This window comes from Streptomyces pratensis, from assembly GCF_037137275.1.
GTDB lineage: Bacteria > Actinomycetota > Actinomycetes > Streptomycetales > Streptomycetaceae > Streptomyces > Streptomyces pratensis_B.
Map to the genome: position 1 here is coordinate 52944 of NZ_JBBBEN010000083.1, position 13314 is coordinate 66257.

At 74.1% G+C, this 13314-nt stretch carries 11 protein-coding genes and 1 pseudogene; 7 read left to right on the forward strand and 5 right to left on the reverse strand.

The features are described from left to right. Positions 1-38: 38 nt before the first annotated feature. Positions 39-1097: a DUF3533 domain-containing protein gene (locus V9U70_RS11145; RefSeq protein WP_336674354.1), complete on the reverse strand. Its 1059-nt coding sequence runs from the start codon at positions 1095-1097 to the stop codon at positions 39-41. 217 nt (positions 1098-1314) lie between these two features. Here V9U70_RS11145 and V9U70_RS11150 point away from each other — a divergent pair, with 217 nt between their 5' ends. The 4 genes and pseudogenes from V9U70_RS11150 to V9U70_RS11165 form a co-directional block, all read left to right on the forward strand. Further along, positions 1315-4875, forward strand: coding sequence for a DNA polymerase III subunit alpha (locus V9U70_RS11150; RefSeq protein ID WP_336674355.1), 3561 nt, complete (start codon positions 1315-1317; stop codon positions 4873-4875). Further along, entirely contained in the window at positions 4872-5882 is a 1011-nt protein-coding gene (locus tag V9U70_RS11155; protein WP_336674356.1) for a DNA polymerase Y family protein, read from the forward strand. Before V9U70_RS11150 ends, V9U70_RS11155 begins: the two co-directional genes overlap by 4 nt. Before the next feature lie 283 nt (positions 5883-6165). After that, positions 6166-7059: an esterase/lipase family protein gene (locus V9U70_RS11160; protein WP_336674357.1), complete on the forward strand. Its 894-nt coding sequence runs from the start codon at positions 6166-6168 to the stop codon at positions 7057-7059. A gap of 35 nt (positions 7060-7094) precedes the next feature. Further along, positions 7095-7414: pseudogene (locus V9U70_RS11165) on the forward strand (NUDIX hydrolase); the annotation flags it as partial. A gap of 29 nt (positions 7415-7443) precedes the next feature. On the opposite strand, the gene V9U70_RS11170 reads toward V9U70_RS11165, so the two are convergent. Together V9U70_RS11170 and V9U70_RS11175 are read right to left on the reverse strand one after the other, a co-directional pair. Continuing rightward, the gene (locus tag V9U70_RS11170; RefSeq protein WP_336674358.1) at positions 7444-7956 is read right to left on the reverse strand and encodes a ribonuclease FAU-1 family protein; all 513 of its coding nucleotides are present in this window, start codon (positions 7954-7956) and stop codon (positions 7444-7446) included. Beyond that, positions 7937-8857, reverse strand: coding sequence for a GNAT family N-acetyltransferase (locus V9U70_RS11175; protein ID WP_336674359.1), 921 nt, complete (start codon positions 8855-8857; stop codon positions 7937-7939). Before V9U70_RS11175 ends, V9U70_RS11170 begins: the two co-directional genes overlap by 20 nt. 129 nt (positions 8858-8986) lie before the next feature. On the opposite strand from V9U70_RS11175, the gene V9U70_RS11180 reads away from it, so the two are divergent. Beyond that, complete coding sequence (locus V9U70_RS11180) at positions 8987-9361, forward strand: GntR family transcriptional regulator (RefSeq protein WP_336674360.1); 375 nt, start codon at positions 8987-8989, stop codon at positions 9359-9361. A 52-nt stretch (positions 9362-9413) separates the two neighbouring features. Here the strand turns inward: V9U70_RS11180 and V9U70_RS11185 are convergent, their stop codons facing one another. Next, a complete protein-coding gene (locus V9U70_RS11185) occupies positions 9414-10511 on the reverse strand; it encodes a DUF5925 domain-containing protein (RefSeq protein ID WP_336674361.1) in 1098 nt (365 codons plus the stop codon). Positions 10512-10746: 235 nt separating this feature from the next. Here V9U70_RS11185 and V9U70_RS11190 point away from each other — a divergent pair, with 235 nt between their 5' ends. Together V9U70_RS11190 and V9U70_RS11195 are read left to right on the forward strand one after the other, a co-directional pair. Next, positions 10747-11550, forward strand: a complete 804-nt coding sequence (locus tag V9U70_RS11190; RefSeq protein ID WP_336674362.1) for an SGNH/GDSL hydrolase family protein — start codon at positions 10747-10749, stop codon at positions 11548-11550. 245 nt (positions 11551-11795) lie between these two features. Then, entirely contained in the window at positions 11796-12059 is a 264-nt protein-coding gene (locus V9U70_RS11195) for a hypothetical protein (protein WP_336674363.1), read from the forward strand. Between the two features lie 47 nt (positions 12060-12106). Here V9U70_RS11195 and V9U70_RS11200 read toward each other — a convergent pair whose 3' ends face one another. Then, complete coding sequence (locus tag V9U70_RS11200) at positions 12107-13303, reverse strand: CaiB/BaiF CoA transferase family protein (RefSeq protein WP_336674364.1); 1197 nt, start codon at positions 13301-13303, stop codon at positions 12107-12109. Positions 13304-13314 lie beyond the last annotated feature (11 nt).

A 13314-nucleotide genomic window follows, 5' to 3' on the forward strand; every position in this document is an offset into this window, starting at 1 on the left:
GAGCGAAGGGGTGACGAGCAGCGGGGACGGGCCCGGCCTCAGACGGCCGTCGAGCCGCCGGCGCCCGGGGCCGGCGCGGCGTCCGGGGCGCCTGTCGTCCCCGCTCCCGGCCGGCGCCGCATCGACACGAGCAGGGTCAGGGCGGTGCCGACGACCGCCCAGGCCGAGAGCACCAGCAGCGGGCCGGTGACCGCGTTGCCCTGGAAATAGGCGATGGAGCGGGCCGTCCAGGTACCCGCCCCCGGCGGGAGGGCGGGGCCGATCGCCCGCCAGAAGTCGGGGAGCATCGGCAGCGGGAAAGCGCCGCCCGCGCTCGGGTTGCCCGCGACGACGATGATCAGGACGGCCAGGCCGATGCCGACGATGCCGGTGAGGGCCTCCAGGGCGAGCGTGAACATGCCGACCGCGAAGACGACCAGGGCGCCCAGACCGGCCAGCCCCCAGAAGCTGCCGGGCAGCGCGCCGAGGACCGGGCCGATGATGATCGCGCCGCCGATGCCGCCCAGCACCGAGTACAGGGCCATGGCGCCGGTCCTGATCACCGCGCGCTGCCGGTTGATGGGCTTGGCGCCGGCGCTGATCGCCAGGATCGAGGCGCAGAGGTAGCCGCCCACGCACCAGCCGACGACCAGGTAGAAGGACGAGAGGCCGTTGAAGTCCTGGCCGGAGGCCGGGGCGACGTCCACGGTCCGCACGGTCCGCTGCTGGGAGGCGTCGACCTCGGTGAGAATCCGCTCCAGCGAGGAGGCCAGTGCGGTTCCGCCACCGGAGGCGACCAGCAGCGTGTCGGTCCGGCCCTCCGGCGAGACGACCAGAGCGCCGTCGATGTCGCGGTTCATGATCTGCTCGCGAGCCTCGTCGGCGCTGCTCACCGTACGGGGGTCCAGCGGCCCGCCGGGAAGCCCGTCCAGTCTGTCGACGAGCTGCTGGGCCATGGGCCGGGGGGCTGCCACTCCGAAGGCGACGTCCGTCGGCTTCGGGTTGTGCAGCGCCCCGACGTAGGACGCGATGAACAGCAGTTGCAGTCCGAGCACACCGATGACGAGCAGGGCGGCCCGCGGCGTGACGGCGTTCTTCACCTCGTCGACGAAAGTCATGCCCCCACCGTCCGGCCCGGGCGGTGGGGGCGCAGGCGGGGCGGGGCTGAATGGCTGAAGGGGGAGCGGGTCCGGCCCTCGGCCCGCCGCCCCGGCTGCTCGGCGTGGGCGCACGAGGTGCGCGGGCCAGGAGGCACACTAGATATCGTACGAGTGTTCGAAACTGGTCTATGGTGGAGAACGGGGTGGTGAGCGACGGAACGGTTCAGGAGGTGCGATGTCCGGATTCACGCATCTGCACACCGTTTCGGGGTTCTCCCTGCGTTATGGGGCCTCGCACCCCGAACGGCTGGCCGAGCGCGCCGCGGAGCGGGGGATGGACGCCCTCGCGCTGACCGACCGCGACACCCTCGCCGGGGCCGTCCGCTTCGCCAAGGCCTGCCGGGAGGCGGGGGCCGGGGTCCGGCCGCTCTTCGGGGCGGACCTCGCGGTGGAGCCGTACGCGCCGTCCCCGCCCGCCGCGGGCCGGACGCCCCGACCGCGTACGCCGGTGCGCGGCGGCGTCTTCGTCGACGAATCCGCCCCCCGGGTCACCTTCCTCGCCCGGGACGGCGCGCGCGGCTGGGCCGAGCTGTGCCGGCTCGTCACCGCGGCCCACGCCAGGGGGGCCGGCGCCGGGGCCGCCGACGCTTCCGGGCCGCCCGTCGCCTCCGGCCCGTTCGACGCTCCCGGGCCGCGGGTGGGCCGGGCCGTGCTGCCCGCCGAAGGGCTGACCGTGCTGCTCGGGCCCGCCTCCGAGGTGGGCCGGGCGCTCGCCGCGGGCCGCCCCGACCGGGCCGCCGCCCTGCTCGCGCCCTGGCGGGAGGCGTACGGCGACGACCTGCGCCTGGAGGCCGTCCACCACGGCCGCGCGGGCACCGGCCCCGGGTCGCTGCGGCTGGCCGCCCGCACCCTCGGCTTCGCCGCCGAGCAGGGCCTGCGGGCCGTGCTGACCAACGCCGTCCGGTACGCGGACCCGGGACAGGGGCCTGTCGCCGACGTGCTCGACTCCGCCCGCCGGCTCGTTCCCGTCGACCCGCGCCGCTCGCCCCTGGACAGCGGTGAGCGCTGGCTCAAGGGAGAGGAGGCGATGCGGGAGACCGCAGAGCGGATCGCCTCCGCCGCCGGTCTGGGGCGGAGCGCCGCCGCCCGCTTGCTGGCGGAGACCCGGCGCACCGCCGACGCCTGCCGCGTCGATCCCGCCGCCGACCTGGGCCTGGGCGGGGTCCACTTCCCCGAGCCCCACCTGGTCGGGGCCGGCCGGCGCACCGCCCAGCGGGTGCTGGCCTCCCGGGCCGCCGCGGGGATGGTGCTGCGCGGCCACGACCGCGACCCCGCCTACTGGCAGCGGATGCACCGGGAGCTGGACGTCATCGCCCACCACGGCTTCGCCTCCTACTTCCTGACGGTCGCCCAGGTAGTCGACGACGTACGGGAGATGGGGATCAGGGTCACCGCACGCGGCTCCGGGGCCGGCTCCCTGGTCAACCATCTCCTCGGCATCGCCCACGCGGACCCGGTCGAGCACGGACTGCTGATGGAGCGGTTCTTGTCCGAACGCCGCTTCGTGCTGCCCGACATCGACATCGACGTCGAGTCGGCCCGCCGTCTCGACGTCTACCGCAGGATTATCCAGCGCTTCGGACCCGAGCGCGTCGCCACCGTCGCCATGCCCGAGACCTACCGGGTGCGCCACGCTATCCGGGACGTCGGGGCCGCGCTCTCCATGGACCCGGCCGAGACCGACCGGCTCGCCAAGGCCTTCCCGCACATCCGGGCCCGCGACGCCCGCGCCGCGATGGAGGAGTTGCCCGAGCTGAGGGAGGTCGCGCGGAACCGGGAGCGGTACGGGCGGCTCTGGGAGCTGGTGGAGGGGCTCGACGCCCTGCCGCGCGGCGTCGCCATGCACCCGTGCGGAGTGCTGCTCTCGGACGCCGGGCTGCTGGACCGTACGCCGGTGATGCCCACCAGCGGCGAGGGCTTCCCGATGGCGCAGTTCGACAAGGAGGACGTGGAGGACCTGGGTCTGCTCAAACTCGATGTGCTGGGGGTGCGGATGCAGTCGGCGATGGCGCACGCCGTCGCCGAGGTGGAGCGCGCCTCCGGCAGGAGCGTGGACCTGGACGCCGTGCCGCCGGACGACCCCGAGACCTACCGGCTGATCAGGAGCGCCGAGACGCTGGGCTGCTTCCAGATCGAGTCGCCCGGTCAGCGGGACCTGGTCGGCAGGCTCCAGCCCGCGGCCTTTCACGACCTGGTCGTCGACATCTCGCTGTTCCGGCCGGGGCCGGTCGCCGCCGACATGGTCCGGCCCTTCATCGAGGCCCGGCACGGCCGCGCGCCGATCCGCTACCCGCACCCCGATCTGGAAGGCCCCCTGCGCGAGACCTACGGCGTGGTCGTCTTCCACGAGCAGGTCATCGAGATCGTCGCCATCATGACCGGCTGCGGCCGGGGGGAGGCGGACCGGGTGCGGCGCGGCCTCTCCCACCCCGAGTCGCAGAGCCGGATCAGGGTCTGGTTCGCGCAGCGCGCGGCGGCCCGGGGCTACGGCATCGAGGTGATCGCCCGGACCTGGGAGATCATCGAGGCGTTCGGCAGCTACGGTTTCTGCAAGGCGCACGCGGTCGCCTTCGCCGTGCCGACGTACCAGTCGGCCTGGCTCAAGACGCACCACCCGGCCGCCTTCTACGCCGGGCTGCTCACGCACGACCCCGGTATGTACCCGAAGCGGCTGCTGCTCGCGGACGCCCGGCGGCGCGGCGTGCCGGTGCTGCCCCTGGACGTGAACCGGTCGGCGGCCGCCCATCGAATCGAACTGGTGTCTGATGATGGGGGCGGAGAGAGGGCCGGGGAGAAGAAGTGGGGGCTGCGGCTGGCGCTCTCGGACGTCCACGGCATCAGTGAGGCCGAGGCCACCCGGATCGAGGCGGGGCAGCCCTACGCCTCCCTGCTCGACTTCTGGCAGCGCGCCCGCCCCGGCCGCCCGGCCGCCGAGCGCCTCGCGCAGGTCGGCGCGCTGGACTCCTTCGGCGCCAACCGCCGGGACCTGCTGCTGCACCTCTCCGAGCTGCACCGCGCCCACCGCACCTCGCGGCCCGGGGCCCACGGGGCCCAGCTCCCGCTGGGGGAGGGGCGCCGGACGGGCTCCGTCGGGCTGCCCGACCTCAACGAGGCGGAGCGGCTGAGCGCCGAACTCGGGGTGCTGAGCATGGACGTCTCACGCCACCTGATGGACGATCACCATGCTTTCCTCCACGAGCTGGGCGCGCTCTCCGCCAAGCGGCTGCGCGAGGCCCGGCACGGGGAGACCGTGCTGGTCGCCGGAGCCAAGGCGGCCACCCAGACACCGCCGATCCGCTCCGGCCGCCGGGTCGTCTTCACCACCCTGGACGACGGCACGGGCCTGGTCGACCTGGCGTTCTTCGACGACAGCCATGCCGCCTGCGCCCATACGGTCTTCCACTCCTGGCTGCTGCTGGTGCGCGGCGTGGTGCAGCGGCGCGGCCCGCGCAGCCTGAGCGTGGTCGGCGAGGCCGCCTGGAACCTCGCGGACCTGGCCGAACTGCGGCGCACCGGCGGACTCGACGCCGTCGCGGCCCGGCTGGCCGAAGGAGCGGCGAAGGGCCAGGAAGAACCGGAAGAGAGGACCGAGGGAGAGCCGGACCCCGGCCCCGGACGCCGCATACGGATGGAGACCGGTTACGAGATGAACCCCTGGGCCGACCTCCGGCCGCCCGGCGAAGGGACGCCCACCGGAAGGAAGCTGTGGCACCGGTCACCGGGGAGCGCGGGATGAGCGGCGACGGGGAGGGGGGCCCGGACATCCTGTGCCTGCGGTTTCGCAGAGCGGGCGGTGGGCTCCCGGACGGCGCCGGGTACGCCGGACTGCTCGCCCTGCTCGGCGCGTTCACCCCGGTCGTCGAGGCCCTCCCGCCCGACGGGGCGCTCGCCGACGTGAGCGGCGCGCTGCGCTACTTCGGGCGGGACGCGCGGGGCCTGGCCTCGCTGATCCGGGTCCGGGCGCTCGCCCTGCACGGCGTCGACTGCGCGATCGGGGCAGCCGGCAGCCCCCTGGCGGCCCGGATGGCCGCCAGGCGGGCCGCGCCCGGGAGCACCTGCGTGGTGGGCCGGGGCGAGGAGGCCGTGTTCCTCGCGCCGCTACCGGTCGCGGCCCTGGACGGCGTCGGCGCGGCGACCGCCCGCACCTTGTGCGGTTACGGGCTGGACTCCGTCGGCCGGATCGCCGCGGCCCCCCTCGCCACCCTCCAGCGGATCGTCGGCGTACGCACGGGGCGCGATCTCTGGGAGCGGGCCAACGGCATCGACCGCAGCCGGGTCGAGCCGAACGCGGCCGCCCGTTCGATCGCCGCGGAACGCTCCTTCCCGCGCGACGAGCTGGCCCCCGGTGAGCACCGCCGCGCGCTCCTCTCGCTCACCGAGGAGCTGGGGGCGCGGCTGCGGGGCGAGGGGCAGGTGTGCCGGGCGCTCGCGGTCTCGGTGCGGTACGCGGACCGGACCGGTTACGCGACCCTGACCCGGAGCCGGACGTTGCGGGAGCCCACCGCGCATTCGGCCGCGCTCACCGCGCTCGCCTACCGGATTCACGAGTCCTTCGGGCTCCAGCGGGCCCGGGTGCGGGGAATCGCGCTGCGCGCCGAGGGGCTGGGCGACGCCGGGCGCGCCTCCCACCAGCTCACCTTCGATCCGGCGGACGAGCGGGCGCGCCGGATCGAGGAGGTGGCGGATCTGCTGCGGGAGAAGTTCGGGCCCGATGCGGTGAAGCCGGCCGGACTCGCGGCCTGAGCCCGGGCGGGGGAGGACCGGCTGCCCGCGATGCCCGGGGCGGAAGGTCCCTCGGGTCTTCCGTGCGCGGGGGAGCAGCGCGGGGCCGGGCCCCCGCCACCACGGCCGGAGCCGGCCGTGGTGGCGGGGCGGTCCGCGGAGAGGCCGCGCGGTTTTTTTACCGGCACGTAACTTCCCAGCCGGCCGTACCCATGCGTAACTTGACGTGAACACCTAAAGCTGTGGTCCGGGCCGCAGGGCGCACCGCCATCGAACCTCCCTTGAGCCGCAAGGAGTCCCCACGATGCTGCCCTGGACCCGCGCCATGCGCGCCCCCCGCGTACGCGGCGTTCTCGCCGCCCTCCTGCTGAGCGTCACCGTCCTTGTCGCCCCCGCGGCGACCGCGACAGCGGCCGCTCCCACCGCCGCCACCTCCACGTCGCGGGGCTGGAACGACTACTCCTGCAAGCCCTCCACCGCCCACCCCCGCCCCGTCGTCCTGGTCCACGGGACCTTCGGGAACGCGATCGACAACTGGCTGGGGCTCGCCCCCTACCTGGTCGCCCGGGGCTACTGCGTCTTCTCCCTCGACTACGGTCAGCTTCCCGGCGTGCCGTTCTTCCACGGGCTCGGCCCCATCGACGAGTCCGCCGAACAGCTAGACGTGTTCGTCGACCGGGTGCTCGCCGCCACCGGAGCCCCGGAGGCCGACCTCGTCGGCCACTCCCAGGGCGGCATGATGCCGAACTACTACCTGAAGTTCCTCGGCGGCGCGGACAAGGTCAACGCCCTCGTCGGCCTCGCCCCGGACAACCACGGCACCACGCTGCTCGGCCTCACCAAGCTGCTGCCGCACTTCCCGGGCGTCGAGAAGTTCATCACCGACAAGACCCCCGGGCTCGCCGACCAGGTCGCCGGCTCCCCCTTCATCACCAAGCTCACCGCGGGCGGCGACACGGTCCCCGGCGTCCGCTACACCGTCATCGCGACCCGGTACGACCAGGTCGTGACCCCCTACCGCACGCAGTACCTGGACGGGCCGAACGTACGCAACGTGCTGCTCCAGGACCTGTGCCCGCTCGACTTCTCCGAGCACGTGGCGATCGGTACCGTCGACCGCGTCGCCTTCCACGAAGTGGCCAACTCCCTCGACCCTGCACGGGCCACCCCGACCACCTGCGCCTCGGTGCTCGGCTGACCCGGCGCGCGACGACGGGCCGGCGCCGGCCGGGGGGAGCCGCCGGCGCCGCGCGGACGGGATGGTTCTTCGTCGCGGAGTTACGACGCCGACCGCCCGCCGCGCAACGCGGAGCCGGACAAGTGCTCGGAGCTGGGCTGGTTCCCGCTGGCCGCGCTGCCGGACGACATGATCGCGTACTGCCGCGCGGGCTTGGACGGATACCGGGAGGGGGGAGCGCTTCCTGGTCCACTGGCACCAGGACGGGGACCCGATCGCGTACGAGCCGGACGGCGTCCGCCGGGCCGTTCCGCTGGCCGCCTCCACCCCGGCCTCGACCACCCGGCGGTCCCCGCCGCGGACCGGGCGGCCCTGACCGCGCCGCAGGCCCGCCGCGTACGGCGATCAGCCGCAGAGCGGGGCGAGCCCCTCGGTCCGGGCCAAGCGCTCCAGCTCGTCCAGGGCCCGTACCGCCGCGGCGGCCGCGGCCGGGTCGCGCTCCGCCAGCCCACTCGCCCCGAACTCGTCCTCGTCCAGCCGCAATATGCGCGAGCCGTCCGCCGACACCCACAGATCCAAGTCCAGGTCCTCGACCGCCAGCACCCCGTCGGCCAGGGCGCCGGGCCGGGTGACGTCGCAGTACCAGCCCTTGAGCTCGCCGTCGCCCGCGCGGACCTCTTTCACCGCGAACCACCGATCACGCCAGTAGTGCTCGGTGAAGACGTCGCCCGGCTCGAACCGGACGAAGCCGAAGTCCCGTACGCCGGGCGCGGCCCACGGGGCCCGGACGGTGATGCGGACGCCGTCGTCGTGGAGCAGCTCCGCCGGATACCTGATCTTGGTGCGGCCGCCTTTGCCCAGGGCGACGACGACGTCTTCCGGGCGGGCGGCGCGGGGCTCAGGGGAGGGTGCGGACATGGCGGACCTCCGTGGCGCAGATCGTGTAGCCGAACCACTCGTTGATCGCCAGCATCGGGCCGTTGCCGGCGTCGTTGGCGGTGTAGGCGTCCGTGTACCCGGCCGCCCGCGCCCGGTGCAGCGAGTCGTTCTTCGCCAGCTTCGCGAGCCCCCGGCCCCGGAACGCGCGCCGGGTGCCGGTCATCCCGGTCGCGTACGTCCGCTCCCCGTCGGTGGTGGCCGCGCTGAACGCCGCCACCTCGCCGTCCACCAGCACGACCGACGTCAACTCCCGGTCGAACGCTGGGTGGCGCCAGGTGTTCGACAGCCAGTCCTCGTAGTCCGCCAGTTCGTACGGGATGTCCCCCGGCTCGTCAGCCGTCGTCTCCGCGTCCGCGTCGAACAGCGGCCGCGGGTCGTCGTCGAAGACGGTCGCGGGCCGCAGTTCGACTCCCGCCGGAACCTCCTGACGAGGCGGCAGGACCCCGCCCGCGAGGTCCAGGCGCAGGAAGTGGGCCGAGCGGCTGGGCCGGTAGCCGCGGGAGCGGGCGAACGCGAGGCCCTCCGGCGTGTCCAGCACCCAGGCGTACAGGACCGAGGCCCCGGCATGCGCCAGGTGCTCCTCCGCTGCCTTCAGCAGCAGCGACCCCGCCCCGCGCCGGGTGCGGCCGGGCAGCGTGTGCGGGGTGAAGTACCCCTGTCCCGGCTCCGCGCTGTCGTGGGCGATGCCGGCCTGCGCCGTGCCGATGATCTCGCCGTCCTCCTCCGCGACCAGCAACCGGTAGTGCCGGTCGGGGTGCGCGTGCGCCCTGTCGTGGAGGACCTGCTCGCGGGTGGCCACGATATGCGGGGTCGAGGCCCGGCGGACACGGGTCCACGCCTCCGCGTCGGACGGCCGGAAGTCACGCACGATCACAGTCATGCGGGGACGGTATGCGCAGCCGCGCCCCGAGCGCCTCCCCTTTTTTCTCCGCCGGGGGGAGTGGCCCGTGGCCGTGCCCGGTGGGGGAGGACGGCCCGTGGCCGCGTCCCGTGGGAGACAATCGGGCCCGTGACTGAGAAGATCGTCCTCGACCCCGACTCCGCCGTCGCCCCCTATGAGCAACTGCGCGCCCAGCTCTCCGAACTGGCCCGGTCCGGTGCCCTGCCCGTCGGCCACCGGCTCCCGACCGTACGCGGCTTCGCCGAGGAGCTGGGCCTCGCGGCCAACACCGTGGCCAAGGCCTACCGGGCTCTGGAGGCCGACGGGGTGATCGAGACGCGCGGGCGCAACGGGACCTTCGTCGCGGCCGCCGGGGGAGCCGCAGAGCAGCGGGCCGCGGCCGCCGCCCAGCGGTACGCCGAGACCGCGGAGCGGCTCGGGCTCTCCCGGGAGCAGGCCCTGGCGCTGGCCCGGGACGCCGTGCGGGCCGCGTACGACAGGTGAGGGGGCGGGCCGCTGCGCGCGGGGCGCGCGGGCCGAGCCGCGTTCCAGCGGGTCACAGGTAGAGCCCGGAGTCGGCCCCGGCGTCCTGCCGCGGCACCGACGCGGGGCCGAAGCCCCGGCGCAGCGCGTACAGCTCGGCGAGCGAGTTGCCCTCCCGGCCCACCCCTTCCTCCGTGCCCAGCCAGGCCGCCGACTCCTGGCGGCTCAGCGGGCCGACCTCGATTCTGGCCAGGCAGCGGCCGGGCCTGACGACCGCGGGGTGCAGGCGTTCCAGGTCCTCGTTGGTGGTGACGCCCACCAGTACGTTGCGGCCCTGGCCGAGCAGCCCGTCCGTGAGGTTCAGCAGCCGGGACAGGGCCTGGCCCGCCGTGTGCCTGGCCTCGCCGCGGATCAGTTCGTCGCAGTCCTCCAGGAGCAGCAGCCGCCACCGGCCGTTCGCCGTGCCGTCGTCCTCGCCGATCGCGATGTCCATCAGGTAGCCGACGTCGTTGAACAGCCGCTCGGGATCCAGTACGCAGTCGACCTGGCACCAGTCGCGCCAGGAACGGGCCAGGGTGCGCAGGGCGGAGGTCTTGCCGGTGCCCGGCGGGCCGTGCAGCAGGAGCAGACGGCCCGCGATGTCGTCCGGGGTCACCTTCATCAGCCGGTCCATGGCGTCGGCCACCGGAGCGGTGTAGTTGGGGCGCACCTCGTCCCAGGTGCCGGCGGTGATCCGACGGGTCGTGCGGTACGGGCCGCGGCGCGGTGAGACGTACCAGAAACCCATGGTCACGTTGTCGGGCTGGGGCTCCGGCTCGTCCTGCGCGCCGGCGGTGGCCTCGCCGAGGATCTGCTCCGCCAGCTCCGCGCTGGTGGCGGTGACGGTGACGTCCGCGCCGCGGTTCCACCGGGAGGCGAGCAGCGTCCAGCCGTCGCCCTCGGCGAGGGTGGCGCTGCGGTCGTCGTCGCGGGCCACCCGCAACACCTTCGCGTGCGACGGCAGCAGCGGCGCTCCGGCCTTGACCCGGTCGAGGGACGAGCTGAACGAATAGGGCTCCTCGCCCGTCGCGAAGCGGCCGAGGAAGAGCGCGTCGACGACATCGGACGGTGAATCGCTGTCGTCGACGTTGAGCCGGATCGGCAGAGCGGATTCGGGAGTGGTGGCAGACATGCCGTCCATGATCCGGCACGGGGGCACGGCGTGCACGCGGTTTCCCCGTGCCCTCGCCCGGCCGCCAGGAGACCCGTCGGACCTGACGGGACACCAGCCGCGCCCCGGAGTGCGGGGGTTGAACAGCCGGGGGCGGGCGGGAGCACTCGGCGGCAATTTTTGGCATGAACACTTCCGGCGGGGCGCGGTGACTGCTACCACGGAGTAGGCAGATCCCCCTGCTCAAGGAGGTCCCATGAAAATGTCCAGACTCGTGGCGTTCTCGTCCTCTCTCCTGCTCGGCGCCGCCCTCGCCCTCACCGGCGCGGGGGTCGCGACCGCCGACTCGTCCGCAGCGGCCGTCGACTACGTCGCCCTCGGTGACTCCTACTCCTCCGGGGTCGGCGCCGGCGGCTACGACGGCTCCAGCTGCAAGCGCAGCAGCCGCGCCTACCCCGCCCTCTGGGCCGCCGCCAACTCCCCGTCCTCGTTCCACTTCGCCGCCTGCTCCGGTGCTCGGACCAACGATGTGACGGGCAGTCAGCTTGGTCGCCTGACCACCTCGACCGATCTCGTCTCGATCTCCGTCGGCGGCAACGACGCGGGCTTCGCCGACGTCATGACGACCTGCGTCCTGCAGTCCGAGGCCACCTGCCTCAGCCGCATCGCCACCGCCCGCTCCTACGTCGACTCGACCCTGCCAGGCCGTCTGGACTCCGTGTACGGGGCGATCCGCGCCAAGGCCCCCTCCGCCCGCGTCGTCGTCCTCGGCTACCCCCGCTTCTACCAGCTCAGCGGCAGCTGCCTGGCCGGACTCAGCGAGAAGGAGCGCTCCGCCATCAACGGCGCGTCCGACCATCTGAACGCGGCCACCGCCAAGCGCGCCGCGGACCACGGCTTCACCTTCGGCGACGTCAGGCAGACCTTCTCCGGGCACGAGATCTGCTCGGGCAACGCCTGGCTGCACAGCGTGAACTGGCTCAACATCGGTGAGTCCTACCACCCCACCGCCGCCGGACAGTCGGGCGGCTACCTCCCCGTCTTCAGGTCCGCGGCCTGACCGGCGCGTTCACGCGGCCCGTCGCCCCCGCGCGGGAGCCTCGCCCATGGAGGCCTCCCGCGCGGGGGCGACGGGCAAACCAGTCGAACGGCCCCAAGCCGCCTTGCGGCCGGAATATTTCGGTAACAGACCGTCAACCCCCGTATGTGTGTGCGCGATCCCGTGACCGGGATGCACAGGTGTCACCACGGGGCGATAGGGTTAACCTGCCCGGACCGGGTGCCCTCGTACGGGTGGGGAGTGACATGGAACAGATAACGGTGCGGAGCAGGGCGCGTGTCCCTGCCATCACATGCGGGAGCGGTGCGACCAGCACGCGCCTCGACCGCCACCTCGCGGTGCTCGGCGGCCCCGTCGTCCCGCAGCGCGAGTCGGCGGAGGCGACGTCGCTGATGCGTGAGCTGATCTCGCGGGACGCGGCGCACGCCGGCCGGAGCAGGGGCGCGCGAGTGTCGCTCTTCGCCCCGCTGCGGCGGCTGCGGCGTTCGCTCTTCGGTGGCCGCCACTGACCCACCGCACGCCACCGCGTTTCGAACCGGCCCCCTCTCGGGACGGCTCAGGCGACCACCCCGTCCCGGCGCAGCACCGATGCCTGTTCGTCCGTCATCCCCAGGGCCCGTAGCAGCGCATCGGTGTGTTCGCCCAGCGCCGGTACGGCGCCCATCCGTGCGCCCTCGCTCCCCGGCAGGGTGATGGGCGGCAGCAGCGCCCGCAGCGGCCCCACCGGGGACGCCACGTCCCGCCACCGGTCCCGTGCCGCGAGCTGCGGATGCGCCGCCACATCGGCCACCGTGTTCAGCCGGGCGCAGGCGACGCCCGCCGCTTCGAGCCTCTCCAGCGCCTCGTCTCCCGTCAGGCCCGCCAGCGCCCGGCCCACCGCCTCGTCGGTCCGCTCGCGGTTCGCGGTGCGCGCCGCGTTCGTGGCGAAGTCCGGGTCCTCGGCCAACTCGGGTCGTCCCAGCACCTGTTCCGCGAGCCGTCGCCACTCCCGGTCGTTCTGCACGGAGAGGAGGACCTGTTCGCCGTCCGCCGTCGGGAAGGCGTCGTACGGGGCGATCACCGCGTGGGCCAGCCCCGTGCGGGCCAAAGGCTCAGCCCCGTGCATCCCGTGGTGCAGCGGGTGACCCATCCACTCGGTCAGCGCGTCCAGCAGGGAGACCTCCACCGGCCCGCCCCGTCCCGTCGTCGCCCGCCGCAGCAAGGCCGCGAGCACCCCGGAGAACGCGTACATGGCCGCCGCGATGTCGGCCGCGGGGATGCCCGCCTTCACAGGCCGGCCGGCGGTGCCGGTCACCGACACCAGGCCTGCCTCGCACTGCACGAGCATGTCGTAGGCCCGCTTGTGCGCGTACGGTCCGCCCACCCCGTAACCGGAGACGTCGACGGCCACCAGCCGAGGGTGCGCGGCGCAGAGCGTCGCGGCGTCGAGACCGAGCCGGGCCGCCGCCCCCTGGGCCAGGTTCTGTACGAACACATCGGCCCCGGCGACGAGTTCGCGCACCACGGCCAGGCCGCGCGGGTCCTTGAGGTCGACCGCGAGCGACTCCTTGCCGCGGTTGCACCAGACGAAGTGCGAGGCCAGCCCGCGGGCCGCCGTGTCGTAGCCGCGGGCGAAGTCGCCGCCGTCCGGGCGCTCCACCTTGATGACCCTGGCTCCGAGGTCGGCGAGCTGCCGCGTGGCGAACGGAGCGGCGACGGCCTGTTCGACGGCCACCACGGTGACGCCGTCGAGGGGGAGTGGCTGAGTGTCCATGGTCCCCGTGC

What these genes read in the sequence shown, in the direction of transcription:
- V9U70_RS11145 (WP_336674354.1), bottom strand. Translation starts at nt 1,097, where the DNA reads ATGACTTTCGTCGACGAGGTGAAGAACGCCGTCACGCCGCGGGCCGCC.
- V9U70_RS11150 (WP_336674355.1), top strand. Translation starts at nt 1,315, where the DNA reads ATGTCCGGATTCACGCATCTGCACACCGTTTCGGGGTTCTCCCTGCGT.
- V9U70_RS11155 (WP_336674356.1), top strand. Translation starts at nt 4,872, where the DNA reads ATGAGCGGCGACGGGGAGGGGGGCCCGGACATCCTGTGCCTGCGGTTT.
- V9U70_RS11160 (WP_336674357.1), top strand. Translation starts at nt 6,166, where the DNA reads ATGCTGCCCTGGACCCGCGCCATGCGCGCCCCCCGCGTACGCGGCGTT.
- V9U70_RS11170 (WP_336674358.1), bottom strand. Translation starts at nt 7,956, where the DNA reads ATGTCCGCACCCTCCCCTGAGCCCCGCGCCGCCCGCCCGGAAGACGTC.
- V9U70_RS11175 (WP_336674359.1), bottom strand. Translation starts at nt 8,857, where the DNA reads ATGACTGTGATCGTGCGTGACTTCCGGCCGTCCGACGCGGAGGCGTGG.
- V9U70_RS11185 (WP_336674361.1), bottom strand. Translation starts at nt 10,511, where the DNA reads ATGTCTGCCACCACTCCCGAATCCGCTCTGCCGATCCGGCTCAACGTC.
- V9U70_RS11190 (WP_336674362.1), top strand. Translation starts at nt 10,747, where the DNA reads ATGAAAATGTCCAGACTCGTGGCGTTCTCGTCCTCTCTCCTGCTCGGC.
- V9U70_RS11195 (WP_336674363.1), top strand. Translation starts at nt 11,796, where the DNA reads ATGGAACAGATAACGGTGCGGAGCAGGGCGCGTGTCCCTGCCATCACA.
- V9U70_RS11200 (WP_336674364.1), bottom strand. Translation starts at nt 13,303, where the DNA reads ATGGACACTCAGCCACTCCCCCTCGACGGCGTCACCGTGGTGGCCGTC.